Below are 23,916 nucleotides of genomic sequence, written 5' to 3'. Positions count from 1 at the left end.
CGCCGTCCCGATCGGGGCCGCCGCTGTCCCGGCCGGGGCCGCCGCCGGCCGGCGTGCCGGACCCGTCGTCCGGGCCGGTCCCGTCGGCGGTCTCCGGCTCGGTGCCGGGCGGGGGCGGGACCGTCGGGCGCAGCTTCAGCCAGAGCAGGAACAGCAGGCCCAGGGCCAGCATGCCCAGGCCCGTCCAGAGGTTGATGTTGACGCCCTCCGCCTTGTCGATGTCCTCGTCGGTGGCGGTGATGCCCGCGATCGTGACGATGATTCCGTACAGGACGAACAGGCCGCCGATGATGCGGCGGATGTCGAAGAGGCGGGCGGCCGTCGTCGACTGGGCCTCCAGCTCGGTGATCTCCCGCTGCAGGTCGCGGTCGGAGTAGTGCTCGGACATGGTCTCTCCATCTTCCCGGTCGACGGCGCGATCAGAACGAGAACGGGATGTAGCAGGCGGCGGCCAGGATCACCGCGCCCCAGCCCAGCAGGGCGGGCTTGCGGTACCAGGCGTCGTCGCCCTCGGCCGGCGGTTCGGCCATGCCGGGGGAGCGGGTGCCGTAGACGAGCCCTTCCAGGTCCTCGGCCGGCTTGGGCGCGGTGAAGAGGGTGACGGCGACCATGACCACCGCGCCGGCGACGAAGCCCGCGATCGCGGAGACGAAGTTGGCGCCCTGGTCGGTGGGGATGCCGATGACGCCCTGCTTGTAGAAGACGAAGTAGTTCACCATCGCGGCGGTGGTGCCGGCGAGCAGGCCCCAGAAGCCCGACTTCATCGAGGCGCGCTTCCAGAACATGCCGATGATGAAGACCACGAACATCGGCACGTTGAAGAAGGAGAACAGCGTCTGGAGGTAGGCCATGATGTTGGAGAACGAGGAGGCCAGGAAGGCGGTGCCGATGGACGCGAGCACCCCGATGGCGGTGATCAGGCGGCCGAAGCGGACGTAGTACCCGTCCTCGCGGTCCTTGACCACGTACCGGTGCCAGATGTCCGCGGTGAAGACGGTGTTGAAGGACGACACGTTCGCCGCCATGCCGGCCATGAACGCGGCCAGCAGGCCGGTCACCGCGATGCCGAGCACGCCGTTGGGCAGCAGTTGCTGCATCAGGTACGGGATCGCGTCGTTGTACTGCAGGTCCGAGCCCGCGGTGCCGATCTTCGGCACCAGGACGGCGGCGACCAGGCCGGGGATCATCACCAGGAAGACGATGAAGATCTTCGGGAAGGCGGCGATGAGGGGGGTGCGCTGCGCGGCCGAGAGGTTCTTCGCGGACAGGGCGCGCTGCACCTCGGCGAAGTTGGTCGTCCAGTAGCCGAAGGAGAGGACGAAGCCGAGGCCGAGGACGATGGTCAGCCAGTTGGCGCCGAGCGGGTTGTCGCTGCCGATGCCGGTGCCGCCCCATGCGGTCATGAAGTTGTCGCCGCGGGCCGCGGTGAGGGAGTCGGACAGGCCGTCCCAGCCGCCGACGCTCCTCAGGCCGAGCACGGTGATCGGGATCAGCGCGGCGAGGATGACGAAGAACTGCAGGACCTCGTTGTAGATGGCCGAGGAGAGTCCGCCGAGGGTGATGTAGGCGAGGACGAAGAACCCGGCGACGACGATGGCCACCCACTGCGGCCAGCCCAGCAGGGCCTCGACGACGATGGCGAGGGCGTAGAGGTTCACCCCGGCGATCAGGATGGCGGCGGCGGCGAAGAGGATCGCGCTGAGCAGGTGGGCCGCCTTGTCGAAGCGCAGCAGCAGGAACTCGGGGACCGAGCGGACCTTGCTGCCGTAGTAGAACGGCATCATCACCAGGCCCAGGAAGACCATGGCGGGGATGGCGCCGATCCAGTACCAGTGCGTGGTGTAGACGCCGTACTGCGCGCTGTTGGCGGCCATGCCGAGGATCTCGGTGGCGCCGAGGTTGGCGGCGATGAACGCCAGGCCGGTGATCCAGGCCGGCAGGGAACGGCCGGAGAGGAAGAAGTCCAGGCTGGTTTTCACCGAGTGGCGGGCGGCGAAGCCGATGCCCAGCACGACGGCGAAGTAGATCCCGAGGATCGTGTAGTCGAGCCAGTTGGTCGGCAGCCGCAGCTCGGCGGCCAGCAGGGTGGGGGCGGTCGGGCCTGTGGGGGTGTGCATGAGTACTCGCTTCGTTGCGCGAACCGATACCTCGCGGAACCTACGCCTCCGCGTTCGTTGATTGAACACTTCTGTTGGTGTTCTTTGTTTGATTGTGATGCTGACGGGGTCCGGTGGGTTGTGTTTTGGTATGTTGGGTTCTGTTGGAAGAGTGTGGTGCCCTGACCCGAGCGGCCCGAATGGAGCGTCCGGCGTGAAGAAGACCTCGACCCGACTGGCCGACGGTCGGGAGCTGATCTACTACGACCTCAGCGACGCCACCGTGCGCGACGCGGTCGACCGCCGCCCCCTCGACGCCACCGTCACCACCTCCGAGATCCGCCGCGACCCCCTGCTCGGCGACCGCGTCGCCATCGCCTCCCACCGCCAGGCCCGCACCTACCACCCGCCCGCCGACCAGTGCCCCCTGTGCCCCTCCGACGGCGACCGGCTCAGCGAGATCCCGGACTCCTCCTACGACGTGGTCGTCTTCGAGAACAGGTTCCCCTCCCTGGCCGGCGACTCGGGCCGCTGCGAGGTCGTCTGCTTCACCTCCGACCACGACGCCTCCTTCGCCGACCTGAGCGAGCGACAGGCCCGGCTCGTGCTGGACGCCTGGACCGACCGGACCGCCGAGCTGTCGCACCTCGCCGCCGTCCGGCAGGTGTTCTGCTTCGAGAACCGCGGCGCCGAGATCGGCGTCACCCTCCAGCACCCGCACGGCCAGATCTACGCCTACCCGTTCACCACCCCCCGGACCGACCTGATGCTCCGCCAGGTGGCGGCGCACAAAAGGACGTCCGGCGGGGAGAACCTCTTCGACGTGGTGCTCCGGCGCGAACTCGCCGGGGAACGGGTCGCCCTGGAGAGTGACCACTGGGCCGCCTTCGTGCCGTACGCCGCGCACTGGCCCTACGAGGTGCACCTCTACCCCAAGCGCCGGGTGCCCGACCTGCTCGCACTCGACGAGGCGGCCCGCGCCGAGTTCCCCCGCGTCTACCTGGAACTGCTGGGACGCTTCGACCGGATCTTCGGGGAGGCCGAGCCGCCGACGCCGTACATCGCGGCCTGGCACCAGGCGCCCTTCGGCGGGCTGGAGGAGTATGACGGGATCACGCGCGACGACTTCGCGCTGCACCTCGAGCTTTTCACCGTCCGCCGCACCTCCGGCAAGCTGAAGTTCCTCGCGGGTTCCGAATCCGGCATGAACGTGTTCATCAACGACGTGCCGCCGGAACGGGCGGCCCAGCGACTGCGGGAGGTAGCGAGTTCATGAGCGGGAAGTACCTGGTCACCGGAGGCGCGGGATACGTCGGCAGCGTCGTCGCCGCACACCTGCTGACGGCCGGTCACGAGGTCGTCGTGCTCGACGACCTCTCCACCGGCTTCCGCGCCGCCGTCCCCGCCGGGGCCCGGTTCGTCGAGGGCGACATCCGCGACGCCGCCAAGTGGCTCGACGCCTCCTACGACGCCGTCCTGCACTTCGCCGCGTCCTCCCAGGTCGGCGAGTCGGTCACCCGGCCCGAGAAGTACTGGGACAACAACGTCGGCGGCACCATGGCCCTGCTCGGCGCCCTGCGCGAGGCAGGCGTGCGCCGCCTCGTCTTCTCCTCCACGGCCGCCACCTACGGCGAACCCGACCGGATCCCCATCACCGAGTCCGCGCCCACCCGCCCCACCAACCCCTACGGCGCCTCCAAGCTGGCCGTCGACCACATGATCGCCGGCGAGGCCGCCGCCCACGGCCTGGGCGCGGTCTCCCTGCGCTACTTCAACGTCGCCGGCGCCCACGGCGCCCACGGCGAACGCCACGAGCCGGAGACCCACCTCATCCCCCTCGTCCTCCAGGTCGCCCAGGGCCGCCGCGCGTCCGTCTCCGTCTACGGCGACGACTACCCCACCCCCGACGGCACCTGCGTCCGCGACTACATCCACGTCGCCGACCTGGCCGAGGCCCACCTGCTCGCCCTGGACGCCACCACCCCCGGCGAACACCTCGTCTGCAACCTCGGCAACGGCAACGGCTTCTCCGTCCGCGAGGTGATCGAGAGCGCCCGCCGCGTCACCGGCCACCCGATCCCGGAGACCGCGGCCCCCCGCCGGCCCGGCGACCCCGCCGTCCTCGTCGCCTCCGCCGACACCGCCCGCGCCCGGCTGGGCTGGACCCCGGCCCGTACGGACCTCGACGCGATCGTCGCGGACGCGTGGACGTTCGCACAGCACCGGACGAAGGAGCAGTAGTGGGGGCACAGCAGGTCACGGACCGCTTCACCGAGCTGTACGGCGCCGCCCCGCAGGGTGTCTGGGCGGCGCCCGGCCGGGTCAACCTGATCGGCGAGCACACCGACTACAACGACGGCTTCGTCATGCCGTTCGCCCTGCCCCACCGCACCACGGCCGCCGTCTCCCCCCGCACCGACGGCATCCTGCGCCTGCACTCCGCGGACGCCGACGCGCCGGTCGCGGAACTCACCGTCGACGCCCTCGCCCCCGGCACCGACCGCACCTGGACCGCCTACCCGGCGGGCGTCGTCTGGGCCCTGCGCGAGGCCGGCCACCCCGTCACCGGAGCCGACATCCACCTGTCCTCCACCGTCCCCGCCGGCGCCGGACTGTCGTCCTCGGCCGCCCTGGAGGTCGTCGTCGCCCTCGCCCTGAACGACCTGTACGGGCTGGGGCTCGACGGCGGCCGCCTCGCGCTGCTGTGCCGGCATGCGGAGAACGCCTACGTCGGCGCGCCCGTCGGCATCATGGACCAGACGGCGTCCGCCTGCTGCGAGGCCGGCCACGCCCTGTTCCTCGACACCCGCGACCTGACCCGGCGCCAGATCCCCTTCGACCTGTCCGCCGAGGGCCTGCGCCTCCTCGTCGTCGACACCCGGGTCGAACACAGCCACAGCCAGGGCGAGTACGGCCGGCGCCGCGCCGGCTGCGAGAAGGGCGCCGCCCTGCTCGGCGTCGGCGCCCTGCGCGACATCCCGCACTCCGGCCTGGACGCGGCGCTGGCCCGGCTCGGCGACGAGGAGGAGATCCGCCGCCTGGTGCGGCACGTGGTGACGGAGAACGAGCGGGTGCGGCGGGTGGTGGAGCTGCTGGAGGCGGGCGACCCCCGCGCGATCGGCCCCGTCCTCGTCGAGGGGCACGCCTCGCTGCGCGACGACTTCCGGGTCTCCTGCCCCGAACTCGACCTGACCGTGGAGACCGCCCTCGCGGCCGGGGCCCTCGGCGCCCGGATGACCGGCGGCGGCTTCGGCGGCTCGGCCGTCGTCCTGGCCGAGGAGGCCGACGTCCCCGCGGTCACCGCGGCCGTCCGGGAGGCGTTCGCGGCGGCGGACCTCACCGCCCCGCGCACCTTCGAGGCCGTCCCGTCGGAAGGAGCGCGCCGCCTGCTGCCGTGACCGGGCGGGGTCAGCGCAGAGTCTTGGTCAGCGTATACTCCGTGATCCCCGGCGGATAGTCGGGGATCACGCACACCACCTCGTAGCCGTGCCGGCGGTAGAAGCGGGGGGCCTGGAAGTCCCAGGTCTCCACCCGCGCGTGCCGCGCGCCCCGGCCGGTGACCGCGAGGGCCTCCGCCTCCACCAGGATCCTCGACCCGATCCCGGCGCCGCGGTGCCGCGCGTCGACCCACAGGTAGGTGACGTGGAGCCAGGTCGCCCAGGTGTGGCCGACCAGGCCGCCGGCCAGCGCGCCGTCGGAGTCCATCACCCACACGTGCAAAGCCGACTCGCGTTCGCCGGGGGTTCCGCGCAGGGCGCGCAGCACCGGGGAGGCCGCCGTGTTGGTGTCCCTGAGCCGCCTCCGGAGCAGATCACGTCGTGCGTTGTCGACTTCTGTCTCCAGACGAAACATGGGGCTCACCATAAACGCGGGGGAGCGCCAGTTCTGCAAATATCCTTCCCCTCCCGGCGCCCGCCCGTACTCTGAAGCACAGCGCCGGTGGGGGCCGGTGCCGGTCGGAGAGCGGGACAGCCGGGCACGACGCCCGGGCGGCAGGTGCGGTCACCGCGCGGCAGCGGCCGGGTGGTCCCGCGGCGATCCGCCCGGCGTCCCCGCGCGACGGGGCGTGGCCCGTCGTCGTGTGCGCGGTGGTGTCGTCTCCCGGCGATGGGGTAATCCCCAGCTCTACGGAGAGCCCGGGGAAGGGGGTTTCGTGGTTCGCATCCGAGTCCTGGTCGTCGACGACCATCGTATTTTCGCCGAGTCACTCGCCGCGGCCCTGGCCGCAGAGCCCGACGTCGACGTGTCCGCCGCGGGCAGCGGCCCGGCCGCCCTGCGCTGTCTGGAACGCGCCGCCGCCGAGGGCCGCCGGTTCGACGTGCTGCTCGTCGACGCCGACCTCGGCGGGAGAGTGCCGGGCGGCCGCCCGGCCGTGCCGGTGCAGGACGGCGACGAGGACGGGCTGGTCGACGGGATCTCGCTGGTCGCCGGGGTGCGCTCGGCCCATCCGCAGGTCCGCACCGTCGTCCTCGCCGAGAAGGACGACCCGCGCCGGGCCGCCCTCGCCCTGCAGGCCGGGGCCGGCGGCTGGGTGGCCAAGGACTGCTCGCTGAGCCGGCTGCTCACCGTGATCCGCGGCGTCCTGCGCGACGAGACGCATCTGCCGCCCGCGCTGCTGACCGGGGTGCTGCGCGAGCTGACCGCGGCCCGCAAGCACCGCACCGAGAGCGAACGGCTGGTGGAGTCCCTCACCCCGCGCGAGCGGGAGGTCCTGCGGTGCATGGTCGCGGGCCTGGGGCGCAAGGCGGTCGCCGAGCGCCTCTACCTGTCCCCGCACACCGTCCGCACCCACATGCAGAACGTCCTCGGCAAACTGGGCGTCCACTCCACGCTGGCCGCCGTCGCCCTCGCCCGCCGCGCGGGCGTGGGCCCGGCCGACCTGGGGCCGCCGGCCCGCATCCCGGAGGAGAGCAGCAGCGCCTGAGCGGCGTGCCCCGGCGCGGGCGGGCGGGCCGCCGGTCAGCCGGGGATGTTGTCGAACGGGGCGGTGAGCTGCCGGAGCAGTCCGGCCAGTTCGCCGCGCTGGGCGGCGGACAGCTCCGCGAGGATGGCGCGCTCCTGCGCCAGCAGCCCGGCCAGGGCCTGGTCGGCCCGGTCGCGGCCGACGTCCGTGAGACGGACCAGGACACCGCGCCGGTCACTGGGGTCCGGGAGGCGTTCCACCAGGTTCTTCTTGGCAAGCCGGTCGATGCGGTTGGTCATGGTGCCCGAGGTGACGAGGGTCTGCGTGAGAAGCTGTCCGGGGGAGAGCTGGTACGGGGTCCCGGCCCGGCGCAGCGCCGTCAGGACGTCGAACTCCCAGGGTTCCAGGCCGTGCTCGGCGAACGCCAGCCGACGGGCACGGTCCAGATGCCGGGCGAGCCTGCTCACCCGGCTGAGCACTTCGAGTGGTTCCACGTCGAGGTCCGGGCGCTCCCGGCGCCACGCTGCGACCAGCCGATCGACCTCGTCCTCCATGGCGATCAGTGTAGTGGTTGTGTCGACGTGAAGTCTCTTGATGTCGAGTCTCTTGACGTCGAGAGGTCGAGTGGGGGACGGTGGTATTCGTCCCCCGTTCCGCCCGCACCGCAGGAGGCCCCGTGACCCGGACGACCCCCACCTGGGACCCCGCCCAGTACCTGCGGCACGCCGGCCACCGCAGCCGCCCCTTCACCGACCTCCTCGCCCGCGTCCCGGACCTCCCGTCCGACCCGCCCCGCATCGCCGACCTCGGCTGCGGCCCCGGCAACGTCACCGCGCTCCTCGCCGACCGCTGGCCCGCCGCCCGCATCACCGGCTACGACACCTCGCCCGAGATGCTCGACCGGGCCCACGTCGACCACGCCGGCCCCACCCCGGGCGGCGGCCGCCTCGACTTCGCCCGCGCCGACGCCCGCACCTGGACCCCCGCGGAACCCTGCGACCTCATCGTCAGCAACGCCACCCTGCAATGGGTGCCCGGCCACACCGGCCGGTTCCGCGACTGGACCGACGGGCTCACCCCCGGCGGCACCCTCGCCTTCCAGGTGCCCGGCAACTTCGACGCCCCCAGCCACGTCCTGATGCGCGAACTGGCCGCCTCCCCCCGGTGGCGCGGCCGCCTCGACGGCGTCCTGCGCCACGCCGACGCCGTCCCGCCGCCCCGCACCTACCTGGAGCGGCTGACCGCCCTCGGCTGCACCGCCGACGTGTGGGAGACGACGTACCTGCACCTGCTGCAGGGCGAGGACCCCGTCCTCGACTGGGTCGAGGGCACCGGGCTGCGGCCCGTGCTCACCGCCCTCGCCGACGACCCGCAGGCCCGGGACGCCTTCGTCGCCGAGTACCGGACGGCCCTGCGGACCGCCTACCCGGCCGGCCCCCACGGCACCCCGTTCCCCTTCCGCCGGATCTTCGCCGTCGCCGTGAAGGAGGTCTGAGGAGATGCTCACCGCCGTCGACCACGTGCAGCTCGCCGCCCCGCCCGGCTCCGAGGACCTGCTGCGCGCCTTCTACACCGGCGTCCTGGGTATGACCGAGACGCCGAAGCCGCCCGGCCTGGCGGCACGCGGCGGCTGCTGGTTCGAGGCGGGGGCCGTCCGCCTCCACCTGGGCATCGAGGAGGACTTCCGGCCCGCGCGGAAGGCCCACCCCGGACTGCGGGTGACGGCCATCCACGCCTACGCGGCCCGGTTGGCCGCCCACGGCGCGACGGTCACCTGGGACGACGGCCTCCCGGGCCACCGCCGCTTCTGCTCCGAGGACCCGGTCGGCAACCGGCTGGAATTCCTGGAAGGCGCCGCCTGACCGCCGGCGCCCCTCAGCTCTTGCGGTGGCCTATCAGCCGCGGCTTCGGCTCCAGGCCGTCCAGGCCGTGCCACGCCAGGTTCACCAGATGCGCGGCCACCTCCGCCTTCTTCGGACGGCGCACGTCCAGCCACCACTGGCCGGTCAGCGCCACCATCCCCACCAGCGCCTGCGCGTACAGCGGCGCCAGCTTCGGATCGAAACCGCGGCTCTTGAACTCGCGGCCCAGGATGTCCTCCACCTGGGTGGCGATGTCCGAGATCAGCGACGCGAACGTGCCCGTCGACTGCGGAATCGGCGAGTCCCGCACCAGGATCCGGAAACCGTCCGTGTACTCCTCGATGTAGTCCAGGAGCGCGAACGCCGCCTGCTCGCACAGCTCCCGCGGATGGCCGGCCGTCAACGACCCCGTCACCATGTCCAGCAGGCGCCGCATCTCGCGGTCCACCACCACCGCGTACAGGCCCTCCTTGCCGCCGAAGTGCTCGTACACGACCGGCTTGGAGACCCCGGCCTTCGCCGCGATCTCCTCCACCGACGTGCCTTCGAAACCCTTCGCCGCGAACAGGGTGCGGCCGATCTCCAGCAGTTGCTGGCGGCGCTCCGCACCGGTCATCCGGGTGCGGCGCGTCCGCCGCGGCTTGTCGTTGCCGGGAGTGTTCGAGTCGGTCGCCACAGCGACCATCATGCCGCCTCGGCGGGCTCCTTCCCGCGCCGGGAGCCGCCTTCCGCGGTGTTGCGACGCGAATCGATACGCGAGCGTGACGGCCAGCGCACGTCGTACGCCCAGCCCGCCAGCTCGAAGAAGCGGATCAGCCGCGCCGAGGAATCCAGCTGCCCGCGCTCCACACCGTGCCGCGCCGACGTCGGGTCCGCGTGGTGCAGGTTGTGCCAGGACTCACCGCACGACAGCACCGCCAGCCACCACACGTTGCCCGAACGGTCCCGCGACTTGAAGGGCCGCTTGCCGACCGCGTGACAGATCGAGTTGATCGACCACGTCACGTGGTGCAGCAGCGCCACCCGGACGAGCGACCCCCAGAAGAACCCGGTGAACGCCCCCCACCACGACATCGTCACCAGACCGCCGATCAGCGCCGGCAGCGCCAGCGACAGCGTCGTCCACAGGATGAACTGCCGCGAGATCGCCCGCAGCGCCGGGTCCTTGATCAGATCCGGTGCGTACTTGTCCTGCGGCGTCTGCTCCTCGTCGAACATCCAGCCGATGTGCGCCCACCACAGGCCCTTCATCAGCGCCGGCACCGTCTCCCCGTACTTCCACGGCGAATGCGGGTCGCCCTCGTCGTCGGAGAACTTGTGGTGCTTGCGGTGGTCGGCCACCCACCGCACCAGCGGCCCCTCCACCGCCATGGACCCGGCGATCGCCAGCGCGATCTTCAGCGGGCGCTTCGCCTTGAACGAACCGTGCGTGAAGTGCCGGTGGAAACCGATGGTGATGCCGTGGCACCCGAGGAAGTAGAAGAACACCAGCAGGCCGAGATCCAGCCAGCTCACCCCCCAGCCCCACGCCAGCGGCACCGCCGCCAGCAGCGCCAGGAACGGCACGGTGATGAAGAGCAGCAGGGTGATCTGCTCGATGGAACGCTTGCGTTCCCCGCCGAGCGTGGCGGAGGCCGCGGCGTCGTCCGACCGGGGTTTCTTCGAGGCTTCTTCGATCACGTCGGAACTTGAGGTCATACCTGTCCCCTGGGGGGTGTGTGGACGGAGGGTGGTGCCCGGGCGACCGGGACCGCGTCCTTCCTACGGTCCCGTAACCTACGGCAACGTAAGTATGGCAGTGTGCCGCCCCGCGGCAAGAGCCCGTGGCCCAGCGCGTCCGGCCCGACACCTATCCTGGAACCCGGTCGGACAGCGCGGTCCGCTCTGAACCTTCTTCCCGGATGCCCGCCCCGTATGCGGCAGCCCCGCGCACGGGACGCCGTCCGGGCCCCTCCAGACGAGCTTCAACACTGCAAGGAGCCGCACCTGTGAGCAGTGCCGACGACCAGACCACGACGAGCAGCGAGCTGCGCGCCGACATCCGCCGACTGGGTGATCTCCTCGGAGAGACCCTCGTCCGGCAGGAAGGCCCCGAACTCCTCGACCTCGTCGAGAAGGTCCGCCGCCTCACCCGCGAGGACGGCGAGGCCGCCGCCGCCCTCCTGCGCGGCACCGAACTGGAAACGGCCGCCAAGCTGGTCCGCGCCTTCTCCACCTACTTCCACCTCGCCAACGTCACCGAGCAGGTCCACCGCGGCCGCGAACTGCGCGCCCGCCGCGCCGCCGAGGGCGGACTCCTCGCCCGCACCGCCGACCGCCTCAAGGACGCCGACCCCGAGCACCTGCGCGAGACGGTGCGGCACCTCAACATCCGGCCCGTGTTCACCGCCCACCCCACCGAGGCCGCCCGCCGCTCCGTCCTCAACAAGCTGCGCCGCATCGCCGCGCTCCTCGACACCCCCGTCATCGCCTCCGACCGGCGCCGCCTCGACACCCGCCTCGCCGAGAACATCGACCTCGTGTGGCAGACCGACGAACTGCGCGTCGTGCGCCCCGAACCCACCGACGAGGCCCGCAACGCCGTCTACTACCTCGACGAACTCCACGCCGGAGCCGTCGGCGACGTCCTCGAGGACCTCACCGCCGAACTCGAACGCGCCGGCGTCCGGCTGCCCGACGACACCCGCCCCCTCACCTTCGGCACCTGGATCGGCGGCGACCGCGACGGCAACCCCAACGTCACCCCCCAGGTCACCTGGGACGTCCTCATCCTCCAGCACGAACACGGCATCAACGACGCCCTGGAGATGATCGACGAACTGCGCGGCTTCCTCTCCAACTCCATCCGCTACACCGGAGCCACCGAGGAACTCCTCACCTCACTGCGCGCCGACCTCGACCACCTCCCCGAGATCAGCCCCCGCTACAAGCGCCTCAACGCCGAGGAGCCCTACCGCCTCAAGGCCACCTGCATCCGCCAGAAGCTGGAGAACACCAAGCTCCGCCTCGCCAAGGGCACCCCCCACGCCCCCGGCCGCGACTACCTCGGCACCGAGGGCCTCCTCACCGACCTGCGGATCATCCAGGCGTCCCTGCGCGAACACCGCGGCGGACTCTTCGCCGACGGCCGCCTCGCCCGCACCATCCGCACCCTCGCCGCCTTCGGCCTCCAGCTCGCCACCATGGACGTCCGCGAACACGCCGACGCCCACCACCACGCCCTCGGCCAGCTGTTCGACCGGCTCGGCGAGGAATCCTGGCGCTACGCCGACATGCCCCGCGACTACCGCACCAAGCTGCTCGCCAAGGAACTCCGCTCCCGCCGCCCCCTCGCCCCCACCCCGGCCCCCGTCGACGCCGACGGCGAGAAGACCCTCGGCGTCTTCCAGACCGTCCGGCGCGCCCTCGAAGTCTTCGGACCCGAGGTCATCGAGTCCTACATCATCTCCATGTGCCAGGGCGCCGACGACGTCTTCGCCGCCGCCGTCCTCGCCCGCGAAGCCGGACTGATCGACCTCCACGCCGGCTGGGCGAAGATCGGCATCGTCCCCCTGCTGGAGACCACCGACGAACTCAAGGCCGCCGACACCATCCTGGAGGACATGCTCGCCGACCCCTCCTACCGGCGCCTCGTCGCCCTGCGCGGCGACGTCCAGGAGGTCATGCTCGGCTACTCCGACTCCTCCAAGTTCGGCGGCATCACCACCAGCCAGTGGGAGATCCACCGCGCCCAGCGCCGGCTGCGCGACGTCGCCCACCGCTACGGCGTCCGCCTGCGCCTCTTCCACGGCCGCGGCGGCACCGTCGGCCGCGGCGGCGGCCCCACCCACGACGCCATCCTCGCCCAGCCCTGGGGCACCCTCGAAGGCGAGATCAAGGTCACCGAACAGGGCGAGGTCATCTCCGACAAGTACCTCATCCCGGCCCTCGCCCGGGAGAACCTCGAACTGTCCGTCGCCGCCACCCTCCAGGCGTCCGCCCTGCACACCGCGCCCCGCCAGTCCGACGAGGCCCTCGCCCGCTGGGACGCCGCCATGGACGTCGTCTCCGACGCCGCCCACACCGCCTACCGCAAGCTGGTCGAGGACCCCGGCCTGCCGGCGTACTTCCTCGCCTCCACCCCCGTCGACCAGCTCGCCGACCTGCACCTGGGCTCCCGGCCCTCCCGCCGCCCCGGCTCCGGCGTCTCCCTCGACGGACTGCGCGCCATCCCCTGGGTGTTCGGCTGGACCCAGTCCCGGCAGATCGTCCCCGGCTGGTTCGGCGTCGGCTCCGGCCTCAAGGCCCTGCGCGAAGCCGGCCTCGACACCGTGCTCGACGAGATGTACGGGCAGTGGCACTTCTTCCGCAACTTCATCTCCAACGTGGAGATGACCCTCGCCAAGACCGACCTGCGGATCGCCCGCCACTACGTGGACACCCTCGTCCCCGACGAGCTGAAGCACGTCTTCGCCACCATCGAGGCCGAACACGAACTGACCGTCGCCGAGGTCCTGCGCGTCACCGGCGAACAGGAACTCCTGGACGCCGACCCCGTCCTGAAGCAGACCTTCGCCATCCGCGACGCCTACCTGGACCCCATCTCCTACCTCCAGGTCGCCCTCCTCAAGCGCCAGCGCGAGGCACTCGACGCCGGCCAGGAACCCGACCCGCTGCTCTCCCGCGCCCTGCTGCTCACCGTCAACGGCGTCGCCGCGGGCCTGCGCAACACCGGCTGACCGGACGGCCCCGGCCCCGGCCCCGGACACAACGGTGCCCCCGGCCCGCAGCACACGCTGCGGGCGGGGGGCACCGGTGCGTTCACCCCGTCAGCGGGACGCCGCCGCCCGGGACCGGGGTGCTCACACCGCCAGGAACGCCGCCGTCAGCAGCCCCGCGCCCGACAGCCCCATCACCCACGCGAGCCGCGTGCGCAGCAGACCGCCCGCCACCACCACCGACGCCAGCAGCAGCGCACCCGCGAACGGCACCCACGCGTACAGCACCCCCGCCGGACCCGACCGCACCGCCCGGTCACCGCCCGGCTTCAGCACCACCGTGTAGGTGTGACCCACCTCCAGGGCCACCGAGTCCTCCAGGACCACCTCAGGACGCGGCTGCGACCCCGGCGACAGCGGCGCGTACGGACCCGCACAGGACCCCTCGCCGCACTCCGTCACCTCGACCGTGCCGCGCTCGCGCCCCTTCGTCAGCATCACGTGCTGCGCCGTCCCCCACGACGCCCACACACCCGCGATCAGGATCAACGCGGTGACCGTGCCCATCGCGGCGAACCGGCACAGCCGCAGCACGGAGGAACCCCGCCCGGACACGACCGCAGAACGCATGGCCGAGATCCTTGGCCATCGTTGTACGAGGCGTCAACTCAGGTGGGGGACAACACGGCACAAGGCCGCACAGCACATCACGAGTTGTACGAACTCTGCGCCCGCTCCAGCCCGTCGATCACCAGACACTCCACCGCGTCCGCCGCACGGTCCACGAAGTAGTCCAGCTCCTTGCGCTCCGCCGACGAGAAGTCCCGCAGCACGAAATCAGCCACCGGCATCCGCCCCGGCGGCCGCCCGATCCCGAACCGCACCCGGTGGTACTCCCGCCCGAACGCCTTCGTCATCGACTTCAGCCCGTTGTGGCCGTTGTCCCCGCCACCCAGCTTCAGCCGCAGCACCCCGTAGTCGATGTCCAGCTCGTCGTGCACCGCCACCACCCGCTCCGGCGGCACCTTGTAGAACTCCCGCAGGGCATTGACCGGACCCCCCGACAGATTCATGTACGACATCGGCTTCACCAGCACCACCCGCCGGCTGCCCGGCCCCGGCGGCCCGATCCGGCCCTCCACCACCTGCGCCTGCGCCTTGCCGGCCCGCTTGAACCGGCCCCCCACCCGCCCGGCCAGCAGGTCCGCCACCATGAACCCCACGTTGTGCCGGTTCATCGCGTACTCGGGGCCCGGATTCCCCAGCCCCACGACCAGCCAGGGAGCCGCCGCATCCGTCGTCACGTCCCAGTCTCCTCACTCCGGTCCTCGTCCACCGCACACGACGGCCGCCGCCCCCGCACCGGGAGCAGCGGCCGCACGTGAACGAAGACTACGAGAACGGTCAGGCCTCGTCGGCCTCGTCCTCGTCGCCCGGGAGCTCCTCGGCCTGCGGCGAGAGCACCTGCAGGACCGTGGCGTCCTCCTCGGTGACCAGCACGGAGCCCTTCGGCAGGTCCAGGTCCTTGGCGAGGATCGCCGCACCGGCGTCCAGACCCTGCACCGACACCGTCAGGGTGTCGGGGATGTTCGTCGCCTCGATCTCCACCGAGACCGACGACAGGACGTGCTCCAGCAGGTTGCCACCCGGGGCCAGCTCGCCCTCGGCGACCACGGGGATCTCGACGGTGACACGCTCGCCGCGCTTCACCATCAGCAGGTCCACGTGCTCCAGGAAGCCCTTCAGCGGGTCACGCTGCACGGCCTTCGGGATCGCCAGCTGGCTGCCCTCGCCGTCCACGACCAGCTCGATCAGGACGTTCGGCGTACGCAGCGCCAGCAGCAGCTCGTGACCCGGAAGGGACACGTGCAGCGGCTCCAGACCGTGCTCGTAGACGACGCCGGGAACCTTGTTCTCACGGCGGATGCGGCGCGCGGCGCCCTTACCGAACTCGCTGCGGGTCTCGGCGTGCAGAACGACGTCAGCCATGCTCATCACTCCTCGAAGTCAGAAAACGGACGTGGTCACCCGGCCACGAACGGCCTGCTACGAAGAGCGCGTCGATAACGGACCGCCGCCACCGCTCCTCACGAAGCGGCACGGCCTCCCTCGCCGAGCAACTCGGGCAGTCTACTCGGACAGGGAGGCCGCACTCAAAACGATCACCCGGGCCGGCCGGAACCCCGGCCGGACCCGGCTGCAGAACCCTTACTGCTCGTCGAACAGGCTGGTCACCGAACCATCCCGGAACACCTCACGCACCGCACTCGCGATCGTCGGCGCGATCGACAGCACCGTCAGCTTGTCCAGATCCCGGCTCAGCTCCACCGGCGTCGGCAGCGTGTCCGTGAACACGAACTCGCTCACCCGCGAGTTCTTCAGCCGGTCCGCCGCCGGACCCGACAGCACACCGTGCGTCGCCGTCACGATGACGTCCTCCGCGCCGTGCGCGTACAACGCGTCCGCCGCCGCACAGATCGTGCCACCCGTGTCGATCATGTCGTCCACCAGCACACACACCCGGCCGCGCACCTCGCCGACCACCTCGTGCACCGTGACCTGATTCGCCACGTCCTTGTCGCGCCGCTTGTGCACGATCGCCAGCGGCGCACCCAGCCGGTCGCACCACCGGTCCGCCACCCGCACCCGGCCCGCGTCCGGCGACACCACCGTCAGCTTCTCCCGGTCCACCTTCGCGCCCACGTAGTCCGCCAGCAGCGGCAACGCGAACAGGTGGTCCACCGGACCGTCGAAGAAACCCTGGATCTGATCCGTGTGCAGATCCACCGTCAGCACCCGCGTCGCCCCCGCCGTCTTCATCAGATCGGCGATCAGACGCGCCGAGATCGGCTCACGCCCCCGGTGCTTCTTGTCCTGCCGCGCATAACCGTAGAACGGCACGATCACCGTGATCGACCGGGCCGACGCACGCTTCAACGCGTCGATCATGATCAACTGCTCCATGATCCACTTGTTGATCGGCGCCGTGTGGCTCTGGATCAGGAAGCAGTCGGCACCCCGCGCCGACTCCTGATACCGCACATAGATCTCGCCATTCGCGAAATCGAAGGCCTTCGTCGGGACAACCCCGACACCCAACTCCTGGGCGACCTCCTCGGCAAGCTCGGGGTGGGCGCGGCCGGAGAAGAACATCAACTTCTTCTCGCCGGTCGTCTTGATCCCGGTCACAGCACTTTCTCCTCAGAGGTGTCGCAGCTCGGTCACCACCGGCCCCCGGCCCCCTCGAACGAGGCCATCACGGCAGGTGGGGTGCGGATGTGCAGTTCTCACGGTACGCCTGTTTCCGGCCCCGCCCATCCGGTCAGCCCTCCCCGGACGCCTCCCGGGCAGCAGCCTCCGCGGCCTTCGCGGCAGCACTCCCCGGACGCTTGCGCGCCACCCAGCCCTCGATATTCCGCTGCTGACCACGGGCCACGGCCAGCGAACCCGGCGGCACGTCCTTCGTGATCACCGACCCCGCAGCCGTATAAGCACCGTCCCCCACCGTGACAGGCGCCACAAACATGTTGTCCGAACCCGTCTTGCAGTGCGAGCCCACCGTCGTGTGGTGCTTGTGCTCCCCGTCATAATTCACGAACACACTCGCCGCACCGATGTTCGAAAACTCGCCGATCGTCGCATCCCCCACATACGACAGATGCGGAACCTTCGTCCCCTCACCGATCGACGCGTTCTTCGTCTCCACATACGTGCCGATCTTGCCCTTACGGCCCAACCGCGTCCCCGGCCGCAAATACGCGAACGGCCCCACCGACGCCTCAGGACCCACCTCCGCATCCACCGACACGGTGTTGTCCACCCGGGCACCCGCACCCACCCGCGTATCCGTCAAACGAGTGTTCGGACCCACCTCACAGCCCTCCGCCAAATGCGTCGAACCGTGCAACTGCGTCCCCGGATGCACCACCACGTCCTGCTCGAACGTCACCGACACATCCACCCACGTCGACGCCGGATCGACCACCGTCACCCCCGACAGCATCGCCGCCGTCAGCAGACGCTCGTTCAGGATCCGCCGCGCCTCAGCCAACTGCACCCGGTTGTTGATCCCCGCGATCTCCCGGTGATCACCCGCCACCGACGCACCCACCCGATGACCCGCCGCACGCAGAATCCCCAGGACATCCGTCAGGTACTCCTCACCCTGACTGTTGTCCGTCCGCACCTGCTTCAACGCCTGCGCCAGCAACGCACCGTCGAACGCGAACACACCCGAATTGATCTCACGGACCGCCCGCTGCTCCTCCGACGCGTCCTTGTGCTCCACGATCGCCGTCACCGCACCCGACGCCTCGTCCCGCACGATCCGCCCGTAACCCGTCGCGTCCGGCACCTCGGCCGTCAGCACCGTCACCGCGTTCCCCTCCGCCGCATGCGTCGCCGCCAGCTCCCGCAACGTCGCACCCGTCAGCAGCGGAGTGTCCCCGCATACCACGATCACCGTCCCGTCGACGGCACCGCCCAGCTCCTCCAGGCCCATCCGCACGGCATGACCCGTACCGTTCTGCTCCGCCTGCACCGCGGTGCGCACACCCGGGGCGACCTCCGCGAGATGCGCGGTCACCTGCTCGCGGGCGTGCCCCACGACGACGACCAGATGCTCCGGCTCCAGCTCACCGGACGCGGCGAGCACATGACCCACCAGGGAACGACCACAGATGTCGTGCAGAACCTTCGGAGTGGCCGACTTCATACGGGTGCCCTCACCCGCTGCGAGAACGACGACGGCTGCCGGGCGATTGGCGCTCACGGGATGCCCTTCGGCTGTTGGGTGGGGTTGGACATCCGCAGGATAGCGGGGGGTTTGCGGGGGACATGAGTGCGGGCCCTGACGGAGATGTCAGGGCCCGGACGGAGCAGCTCCCCCATCAGGATTTGAACCTGAACTTAAGGGACCAAAACCCTCAGTGCTGCCTGATTACACCATGGGGGATGAAACTCGACTAAACCGGACATTCGGTTAGGTCGTCGAGTCGGCACCCAACACTATGCCGTACCAGGAGCCTTCGATGCGACGGTACAGGTCGGCACCCTTCAGGACCTTGACGCACAGGCATCCCCGGTACGACTCACCGACGTTCTTGCGGATCGTCTTGGGGTTGTGCCGCTTGAGGGTCGTCTTGTTGAAGGCGCGGCGGTCGGCCCGGACGAGGTCGGCCCAGTACCGCTCGGCGCCTGCCACGTCGGCGTTCTCGTGGATCATGACGCTGAAACGCAGGCGCTCGCGTTCGACCCCCATCAGGTCCAGCCAGGCCAGGAAGACCTTGATCATGTCGGGGTCGCTGTTGACGAACGTGACGCTCTCACGGCGGTCGTACGGCTTGTCCTTGGTCCCTTCCGCCCAGTAGAGGCCGACGCCGACCAGGAAGAGCTCGCGGGGCGTGAGGTCCCCGACCGCCCGCCGGGCATCCTCCTTCGTCCGCCGCCGCTCCTCGTCGCGCACGCGCTGCTTCGCCTCCCAGCCCCGGCGCGCGATGGCCGCCGCTTCCGCGCGGGAGCGCTTGCGTTCCGGCTTCGGCAGGTCGCGCACCCACAGCGACACCGAACTCTTCGAGCAGCCCAGCTCGATCTCGATCCGGTCGTACGTCCAGCCCTGCAGGCGCAGCTCCCGTGCCCTGGCCCGCAGATCGTCCTTCGCGCGGGGGCGCCTGGTCCAGGCCGGCGGCGGTTCCCCCTTCACCAGCCGGTTGAGGATGTCGTTGTTGTAGACCTTCAGCTCGTCGCGGATCTGCCGGAGGCTGCGCCCCGCCCGCCGCAGTTCCACCGCCCGTTCGCGCAGGTTCTCGAAGTCGGCGTACTTGCCGTGCATGTGTGTCACATCCGTACCGTCCGGCCGGAATGGGGGCCTCCGGGGTCGAACGGTGAGCGGTTCAGCAGTTCGAGGGAATTCGGGGCGTACCGCATCTGATCGGTCACCCTCTGTGGTGTGGACCAGGAGCGGAAACTCGCCGGAAAAGCGGGGGCGGGCGCCCGTAGGCTGGAGTCATGACCGCGACGGGGGAAGAGCATGTGACGGCCCGGGGTGGGCCCTGGTGGTGGACGAGGCGGCGCAGCGCGGCGCTGGATGTGGGCCTCGCGGTGGTGTCTGCGCTGGAGTGCGGGCTGGAGGGTGTGCCGTTCGCGCGGGAGACGGGCGTCCCGGTGGTGGTGGGGGTGTTGTTCGGCCTGCTGGCGGGGTCGGTGCTGGTGGTGCGCCGCAGGTGGCCGATCGTGGTCGTGCTGGTGGCGGTGGCGGTGACGCCGGCCCAGATGGGGTTCGTGCTGGCGGTGGTGGGTCTGTACACGCTGGCGGCGTCGGAGTTGCCGCGGCGGGTGATCGGGCTGCTGGCGGGGATGTCGCTGGTGGGGACGCTCATCGTGACGTTCGTGATGGTGCGGCAGGACATGGCGCGCGGGGATCTGGGGGTGGGTGGCTGGTTCCTGCCGTTCGCGTCGATCACGACGGCGTTGGGGGTGACGGCGCCGCCGGTGTTGCTGGGGCTGTATGTGGGGGCGCGGCGGCGGTTGATGGAGAGTCTGCGGGAGCGGGCGGACAGTCTGGAGCGGGAGCTGCAGTTGCTGGCGGAGCGTGCGGAGGAGCGCGCGGAGTGGGCCAGGAACGAGGAGCGGACGCGGATCGCGCGGGAGATGCACGACGTGGTGGCGCATCGGGTGAGTCTGATGGTGGTGCATGCGGCGGCGTTGCAGGCGGTGGCGCGGAAGGATCCGGAGAAGGCGGTGAAGAACGCGGCGCTGGTGGGGGACATGGGGCGGCAGGCGCTGACGGAGTTGCGGGAGATGCTGGGCGTGTTGCGGTCCGGCCGGGCGGGGGAGCCGGAGGCGGTGCCGTTGGTGGCGGTGGGGGCTGCGGCGGCTGCGGCGGCGTCGCGTGCGGCGGAGGTGGAGGAGGAGTCGGCCGAGGGGCAGGGGCCGTGTCTGTCGGAGATCGACGAGCTGGTGGGGCAGTCGGCTGCGGCGGGGATGGTGGTGGATCTGTCGGTGGTGGGGCAGAGCCGGTCGTATGCGCCGCAGGTGGAGTCGACGGCGTATCGGGTGGTGCAGGAGGCGTTGACGAACGTGCACAAGCATGCGGCGGGTGCGAAGACGTATGTGCGGGTGGCGCATCGGGTGTCGGAGATCGCGATGCAGGTGGAGAACGAGCCTCCGCCGGAGGCGGCGTCGTCGGCGCGGTTGCCGTCCGGGGGGAACGGTCTGGTGGGGATGCGGGAGCGGGTGTCGGCGTTGGGCGGGGTGTTCGTGTCGGGGCCGACGGATGCGGGTGGTTTCCGGGTGTCGGCGGTGATTCCGGCGTCGTAGGCGCCTGCCGTGGTGCGGCCGTTGTGCTGCCGTGGTGCTGTCGGCGTCAGCCGGTGGTGAGGCGGGTGGGCGGGGTGCCGGTGAGGAGTGCGGTGAGGGCGTGGTCGATGCCGGGGCCGAGGTACCAGTCGCCGGTGTGGTCGAGGGTGTAGACGCGGCCTTCGCTGTCGATGGCGAGGAGGGCGTCGGTGTCGGTTTCGGCGCCGAGGGGGCTGAGCCGGGTGTCGAGGGCGCGGCCGAGGTCGCCGAGGGTGCGGGCGAGGTGGAGGCCGTGGAGGGGGTCGAGGTGGAGGGTGGCGGGGGCGATCTGCCGGCCGGGTGCGGTGGGGTGGATGGTCAGTCCGCCGAATTCGGCCCAGGCTTCGACGGCGGCGGGGAAGACGTGGTGGCGGTGGCCGGCGGGTGAGGCGTGGTCGCGCAGGGCGTCGGCCCAGATTTCTGCTTGTTTGATGTCCCAGCGTCCGGGTTGCCAGCCGGCGGTGCGCAGGGCGGCGTCGACCGGGGTGGGGAAGCGGGGTGCGGGTGCCCCTGGCTCGGTGGGGGTCGTGGGCCGGGGGGCGGGGGCGCGGTCGGTGTGCATCTGCCGTTCGTTCGTCGGGGACGGGGGATCGGGGCCGGTGGGGTGGGGTGGTGGGGTGCCGGGTGCCCGGGGTGGTGGGGCGGGCGGGCCGGCGGGTCAGTCGCGGGTGGTGCCGGGGTCGACTATGCGGACGCCGAAGTGGGCGCTGAGGGCGGTGCAGGCGCGGCAGGGGGTGGCGAAGGCGCCGTGGAGGGGGTCGCCGTCCTCGCGGATGCGTCGGGTGGTGAGTTTGGCGTGTTTGAGGGCTTTGCGTGCTTCGCCGTTGGTCATGGGTTTGCGTGCGGCGCGTTTGCTGCGGGCGGCGTCGGCGGTGGTGAGGTGGCGGGAGATGAGGATGGTTTCGGCGCAGCGGCCGGTGAAGCGGTCGCGTTGGGCGCTGGTGAGGGTGTCGAGGAAGTCCTGGACGAGGGGGTGCAGGGCGGGGGGTGTGTCGGCGCGGGCGGGGGTGCCGGTGAGGGTGGCGCCGCGGACGGAGAGGGCGGCGGCGACGGTGGGCAGGATGCCGTCGCGGCGGTGGTGGAGGAGGGGTGCGGGGCTGGTGTCGGTGGTGCTCCAGCCGATGCGGGGGTCGCCGGTTCGGGGGTCGCCGGTGTGACCGGTCGGTGTCCCCGTTTGCGCCATGTTCATGATCGTCTTCCCCTCCCGAGCATCCCCCCGGTGGTCACAGAGTGCCAAATGGCGTGGCTGAAGCGGAAGCTGGGGCGGGGCGACACGCCCGGGTTTGGGCGGGCTGTCACGGGAGGGTGACGGTTGGTCACGGAAGCGGAGGGGCCGGTGCCCGGTGCCCGGTGACCGGTGTCGTCGTACCGCATAGGCTGTCGGCACCGCGATTCCCGCGGTGTTCCGCGCGGTTTCCGTGGGGGGCGCCGGTGGGGCCGCGGGACGGTAAGCAGTCGAAACAGACGTGAGAGTCGAATACGTTCCGTAGTGGTCCACACGTGGTCGGTGCGGGTCGTACAGAGTGCCGCAGGGGGCAACCGCCATGACGACAGGTCGGCTCGGGCAACAAGCCGCGCCGCCGAACGCGGCCTATGCCGGGCAGGTCGTGCACTTCCCGGATCCGGTGCGGGCGGCCCGTCACCCGAGAGGGGTACGGGTGGACGAGCGTGGTTACCCCGATTTCTCGCCGTACGCGCGCGCGGCGGCGCAGATCGCGGATCCGCCGGAGGGCTTCGGTGTCGACGAGCTGCGGCTGACGGACTACGTGTCGGCGAACGCGGCGCTGGCGGCGAGCGGTCATCCGTTGTGGGACACGGTGCCGGCGGTGGCGACGCCGCACGGCTGGACGTGGCATCACGTGGTGGGGTCGCGGCGGCTGGAGCTGGTGCCGGTCGAGGTGAAGGCGCTGCTGCGGCATCACGGTGGTGTGGCGACGGCGAACGTGGACCAGGCCAAGCGGGGCACGCGTCCGTTGCAGGAGACGCGTCCGGCGCACTTCGGTCTGCCGAAGTCGGGTGTGGCGGTGACGGAGGCGCAGGTGCTGGGGGTCGAGGAGGACCTCGGGTACCGGCTGCCGGGCGCGTACCGGTCGTTCCTGAAGGCGGCGGGCGGGTGTGCCCCGGTGGGTACGGCGCTGGACGCCGAGCTGGGGCTGCTGGTGGACCAGCCGTTCTTCACGGTGCGGGACGAGGCGGCGGTCAATGATCTCGTCTACGTCAACAAGTGTCTGCGTGATCACCTGACCAAGGACTATCTGGGCGTCGCGTTCGTCCAGGGCGGTCTGCTGGCGGTGAAGGTGCGGGGCGACCGGGTGGGTTCGGTGTGGTTCTGCGCGTACGACGACGTGCGGGACGTGGACCCGTCGGTGCCGCCGGCGGAGCGGGTGGAGCGGCTGCTGCTGCCGTGCGGGGACGATTTCGACGCGTTCCTGTCGCGGCTGGCGGGGTCGCCGCCGGAGCTGGAGACGGTGGCGAATCTGATGGTGGACGGCGGCTTCGCGGAGGTCGTCCCGGTTTCTTCCCCGGGGAGTGAGCGGTAGCGATGGTGACGTTCGCGCAGGCGCAGGAGCGCGCCGAGGAGTGGATCAACGGCGATGTGCCGTCGTACCAGCACCGTGAGGTGCGGGTGCGGGAGTTCGGCCTGGGGTTCGTGGTGTGGGCGGAGGACCGTGCGGACGGTCCCCGTTCGGACGGCGGGACGCAGCGGCTGGTGATCGCCCGGGACAGTGGTGAGGCGACGCTGTGGCCGGGGCTGCCGGTGGGTGAGGTGATCCGCCGGTTCGAGGAGGAGTACGGCCGCGCGGAGCAGGAGCCGGAGGCGGCGCCCGCGCCGCCGGCCCGGGTGGATCTGAACCAGACGTCGTTCCTGCTGAGTCCTCCGGAGTGGCTGCAGGAGGCGGCGGACCGGATGGGCATCCCGGACCGGCGTGAGGACGCGGTGGCCGGTGCGGCCGCGAGCGCCGGCGACGGCGGCACCGGTGACGGTACGGGTGGCGGCAGCGGCGGTGGGGCCGGGCCTGAGC

At 71.2% G+C, this 23,916-nt stretch carries 22 protein-coding genes and 2 pseudogenes; 10 read left to right on the top strand and 14 right to left on the bottom strand.

All coding sequences use genetic code 11. The features are described from left to right. Nucleotides 1–106: 106 nt before the first annotated feature. Nucleotides 107–388 (bottom strand): annotated as a pseudogene (locus tag G3I53_RS06185) (hypothetical protein); the annotation flags it as partial. A 31-nt stretch (nucleotides 389–419) separates the two neighbouring features. Continuing rightward, complete coding sequence (locus tag G3I53_RS06180; protein ID WP_164333533.1) at nucleotides 420–2,117, bottom strand: sodium:solute symporter family protein; 1,698 nt, start codon at nucleotides 2,115–2,117, stop codon at nucleotides 420–422. A gap of 193 nt (nucleotides 2,118–2,310) precedes the next feature. Here G3I53_RS06180 and galT point away from each other — a divergent pair, with 193 nt between their 5' ends. From galT to galK, 3 genes are read left to right on the top strand one after another with little or no spacing between them, the layout of a single operon-like run. Further along, on the top strand, nucleotides 2,311–3,372 hold the full coding sequence (galT, locus tag G3I53_RS06175) for a galactose-1-phosphate uridylyltransferase (protein WP_164333534.1): 1,062 nt from the start codon (nucleotides 2,311–2,313) through the stop codon (nucleotides 3,370–3,372). Further along, the gene (gene galE / locus G3I53_RS06170) at nucleotides 3,369–4,337 is read left to right on the top strand and encodes a UDP-glucose 4-epimerase GalE (RefSeq protein ID WP_164333535.1); all 969 of its coding nucleotides are present in this window, start codon (nucleotides 3,369–3,371) and stop codon (nucleotides 4,335–4,337) included. The genes galT and galE overlap by 4 nt, the downstream gene beginning before the upstream one ends. Then, nucleotides 4,337–5,494, top strand: a complete 1,158-nt coding sequence (gene galK / locus G3I53_RS06165; protein ID WP_164333536.1) for a galactokinase — start codon at nucleotides 4,337–4,339, stop codon at nucleotides 5,492–5,494. The genes galE and galK overlap by 1 nt, the downstream gene beginning before the upstream one ends. 10 nt (nucleotides 5,495–5,504) lie before the next feature. Here galK and G3I53_RS06160 read toward each other — a convergent pair whose 3' ends face one another. Beyond that, entirely contained in the window at nucleotides 5,505–5,960 is a 456-nt protein-coding gene (locus G3I53_RS06160; RefSeq protein ID WP_164333537.1) for a GNAT family N-acetyltransferase, read from the bottom strand. Between the two features lie 289 nt (nucleotides 5,961–6,249). Here G3I53_RS06160 and G3I53_RS06155 point away from each other — a divergent pair, with 289 nt between their 5' ends. Then, nucleotides 6,250–7,020: a response regulator transcription factor gene (locus tag G3I53_RS06155; protein WP_164350927.1), complete on the top strand. Its 771-nt coding sequence runs from the start codon at nucleotides 6,250–6,252 to the stop codon at nucleotides 7,018–7,020. Between the two features lie 35 nt (nucleotides 7,021–7,055). On the opposite strand, the gene tamR is transcribed toward G3I53_RS06155, so the two are convergent. Beyond that, nucleotides 7,056–7,553, bottom strand: coding sequence for a MarR family transcriptional regulator TamR (tamR, locus tag G3I53_RS06150; protein ID WP_164334600.1), 498 nt, complete (start codon nucleotides 7,551–7,553; stop codon nucleotides 7,056–7,058). Nucleotides 7,554–7,675: 122 nt separating this feature from the next. Here tamR and G3I53_RS06145 point away from each other — a divergent pair, with 122 nt between their 5' ends. Both G3I53_RS06145 and G3I53_RS06140 read left to right on the top strand, forming a co-directional pair. After that, nucleotides 7,676–8,494, top strand: a complete 819-nt coding sequence (locus tag G3I53_RS06145; protein WP_164334601.1) for a trans-aconitate 2-methyltransferase — start codon at nucleotides 7,676–7,678, stop codon at nucleotides 8,492–8,494. 4 nt (nucleotides 8,495–8,498) lie between these two features. After that, nucleotides 8,499–8,861 (top strand): VOC family protein, encoded by a 363-nt coding sequence (locus G3I53_RS06140; protein ID WP_164334602.1) that lies wholly within the window; start codon nucleotides 8,499–8,501, stop codon nucleotides 8,859–8,861. Between the two features lie 13 nt (nucleotides 8,862–8,874). Here the strand turns inward: G3I53_RS06140 and G3I53_RS06135 are convergent, their stop codons facing one another. Both G3I53_RS06135 and G3I53_RS06130 read right to left on the bottom strand, forming a co-directional pair. Further along, a complete protein-coding gene (locus G3I53_RS06135) occupies nucleotides 8,875–9,549 on the bottom strand; it encodes a TetR/AcrR family transcriptional regulator (RefSeq protein ID WP_164334603.1) in 675 nt (224 codons plus the stop codon). Continuing rightward, nucleotides 9,546–10,559: a fatty acid desaturase gene (locus G3I53_RS06130; RefSeq protein WP_164334604.1), complete on the bottom strand. Its 1,014-nt coding sequence runs from the start codon at nucleotides 10,557–10,559 to the stop codon at nucleotides 9,546–9,548. Before G3I53_RS06130 ends, G3I53_RS06135 begins: the two co-directional genes overlap by 4 nt. A gap of 290 nt (nucleotides 10,560–10,849) precedes the next feature. Between G3I53_RS06130 and ppc the strand changes: the two genes are divergently transcribed. Next, entirely contained in the window at nucleotides 10,850–13,579 is a 2,730-nt protein-coding gene (ppc, locus tag G3I53_RS06125; RefSeq protein WP_164334605.1) for a phosphoenolpyruvate carboxylase, read from the top strand. 123 nt (nucleotides 13,580–13,702) lie between these two features. On the opposite strand, the gene G3I53_RS06120 is transcribed toward ppc, so the two are convergent. From G3I53_RS06120 to G3I53_RS06095, 6 genes are all read right to left on the bottom strand, one after another. Continuing rightward, nucleotides 13,703–14,188 (bottom strand): hypothetical protein, encoded by a 486-nt coding sequence (locus G3I53_RS06120; RefSeq protein WP_164334606.1) that lies wholly within the window; start codon nucleotides 14,186–14,188, stop codon nucleotides 13,703–13,705. A 77-nt stretch (nucleotides 14,189–14,265) separates the two neighbouring features. Further along, complete coding sequence (pth, locus tag G3I53_RS06115) at nucleotides 14,266–14,862, bottom strand: aminoacyl-tRNA hydrolase (RefSeq protein ID WP_164334607.1); 597 nt, start codon at nucleotides 14,860–14,862, stop codon at nucleotides 14,266–14,268. 100 nt (nucleotides 14,863–14,962) lie between these two features. Further along, nucleotides 14,963–15,547, bottom strand: coding sequence for a 50S ribosomal protein L25/general stress protein Ctc (locus tag G3I53_RS06110; RefSeq protein WP_164334608.1), 585 nt, complete (start codon nucleotides 15,545–15,547; stop codon nucleotides 14,963–14,965). A gap of 219 nt (nucleotides 15,548–15,766) precedes the next feature. Further along, the gene (locus G3I53_RS06105; protein WP_164334609.1) at nucleotides 15,767–16,747 is read right to left on the bottom strand and encodes a ribose-phosphate diphosphokinase; all 981 of its coding nucleotides are present in this window, start codon (nucleotides 16,745–16,747) and stop codon (nucleotides 15,767–15,769) included. A 133-nt stretch (nucleotides 16,748–16,880) separates the two neighbouring features. Beyond that, complete coding sequence (gene glmU, locus G3I53_RS06100) at nucleotides 16,881–18,329, bottom strand: bifunctional UDP-N-acetylglucosamine diphosphorylase/glucosamine-1-phosphate N-acetyltransferase GlmU (protein ID WP_164334610.1); 1,449 nt, start codon at nucleotides 18,327–18,329, stop codon at nucleotides 16,881–16,883. A 210-nt stretch (nucleotides 18,330–18,539) separates the two neighbouring features. Further along, nucleotides 18,540–19,397 (bottom strand): hypothetical protein, encoded by an 858-nt coding sequence (locus G3I53_RS06095; RefSeq protein ID WP_164334611.1) that lies wholly within the window; start codon nucleotides 19,395–19,397, stop codon nucleotides 18,540–18,542. Nucleotides 19,398–19,564: 167 nt separating this feature from the next. On the opposite strand from G3I53_RS06095, the gene G3I53_RS06090 reads away from it, so the two are divergent. Beyond that, nucleotides 19,565–20,875 carry a histidine kinase gene (locus tag G3I53_RS06090; protein WP_164334612.1) on the top strand — a complete coding sequence of 437 codons (1,311 nt, stop codon included), beginning with the start codon at nucleotides 19,565–19,567 and terminating at the stop codon, nucleotides 20,873–20,875. Between the two features lie 46 nt (nucleotides 20,876–20,921). Here G3I53_RS06090 and G3I53_RS06085 read toward each other — a convergent pair whose 3' ends face one another. Both G3I53_RS06085 and G3I53_RS06080 read right to left on the bottom strand, forming a co-directional pair. Then, the gene (locus G3I53_RS06085; protein ID WP_164334613.1) at nucleotides 20,922–21,455 is read right to left on the bottom strand and encodes an SUKH-3 domain-containing protein; all 534 of its coding nucleotides are present in this window, start codon (nucleotides 21,453–21,455) and stop codon (nucleotides 20,922–20,924) included. A 96-nt stretch (nucleotides 21,456–21,551) separates the two neighbouring features. Beyond that, nucleotides 21,552–22,082: a YwqJ-related putative deaminase gene (locus G3I53_RS06080; RefSeq protein WP_164334614.1), complete on the bottom strand. Its 531-nt coding sequence runs from the start codon at nucleotides 22,080–22,082 to the stop codon at nucleotides 21,552–21,554. 355 nt (nucleotides 22,083–22,437) lie between these two features. On the opposite strand from G3I53_RS06080, the gene G3I53_RS06075 reads away from it, so the two are divergent. Together G3I53_RS06075 and G3I53_RS06070 are read left to right on the top strand one after the other, a co-directional pair. Then, on the top strand, nucleotides 22,438–23,433 hold the full coding sequence (locus G3I53_RS06075) for an SMI1/KNR4 family protein (protein ID WP_164334615.1): 996 nt from the start codon (nucleotides 22,438–22,440) through the stop codon (nucleotides 23,431–23,433). Nucleotides 23,434–23,435: 2 nt separating this feature from the next. Further along, nucleotides 23,436–23,916, top strand: a pseudogene (locus G3I53_RS06070) (hypothetical protein); the annotation flags it as partial.

The sequence above is a fragment of the Streptomyces sp. SID14436 genome, from assembly GCF_010548465.1.
Taxonomy (GTDB): Bacteria; Actinomycetota; Actinomycetes; order Streptomycetales; family Streptomycetaceae; genus Streptomyces.
This window is presented reverse-complemented; position numbering and strand designations above follow the sequence as displayed.

Excerpts from the sequence above, each read along its gene's own strand:
- G3I53_RS06180 (WP_164333533.1), bottom strand. The coding sequence starts at position 2,117 with ATGCACACCCCCACAGGCCCGACCGCCCCCACCCTGCTGGCCGCCGAG.
- galE (WP_164333535.1), top strand. The coding sequence starts at position 3,369 with ATGAGCGGGAAGTACCTGGTCACCGGAGGCGCGGGATACGTCGGCAGC.
- G3I53_RS06160 (WP_164333537.1), bottom strand. The coding sequence starts at position 5,960 with ATGGTGAGCCCCATGTTTCGTCTGGAGACAGAAGTCGACAACGCACGA.
- tamR (WP_164334600.1), bottom strand. The coding sequence starts at position 7,553 with ATGGAGGACGAGGTCGATCGGCTGGTCGCAGCGTGGCGCCGGGAGCGC.
- G3I53_RS06140 (WP_164334602.1), top strand. The coding sequence starts at position 8,499 with ATGCTCACCGCCGTCGACCACGTGCAGCTCGCCGCCCCGCCCGGCTCC.
- G3I53_RS06135 (WP_164334603.1), bottom strand. The coding sequence starts at position 9,549 with ATGATGGTCGCTGTGGCGACCGACTCGAACACTCCCGGCAACGACAAG.
- G3I53_RS06130 (WP_164334604.1), bottom strand. The coding sequence starts at position 10,559 with ATGACCTCAAGTTCCGACGTGATCGAAGAAGCCTCGAAGAAACCCCGG.
- G3I53_RS06120 (WP_164334606.1), bottom strand. The coding sequence starts at position 14,188 with ATGCGTTCTGCGGTCGTGTCCGGGCGGGGTTCCTCCGTGCTGCGGCTG.
- G3I53_RS06110 (WP_164334608.1), bottom strand. The coding sequence starts at position 15,547 with ATGGCTGACGTCGTTCTGCACGCCGAGACCCGCAGCGAGTTCGGTAAG.
- G3I53_RS06090 (WP_164334612.1), top strand. The coding sequence starts at position 19,565 with ATGACCGCGACGGGGGAAGAGCATGTGACGGCCCGGGGTGGGCCCTGG.
- G3I53_RS06085 (WP_164334613.1), bottom strand. The coding sequence starts at position 21,455 with ATGCACACCGACCGCGCCCCCGCCCCCCGGCCCACGACCCCCACCGAG.
- G3I53_RS06080 (WP_164334614.1), bottom strand. The coding sequence starts at position 22,082 with ATGAACATGGCGCAAACGGGGACACCGACCGGTCACACCGGCGACCCC.
- G3I53_RS06075 (WP_164334615.1), top strand. The coding sequence starts at position 22,438 with ATGACGACAGGTCGGCTCGGGCAACAAGCCGCGCCGCCGAACGCGGCC.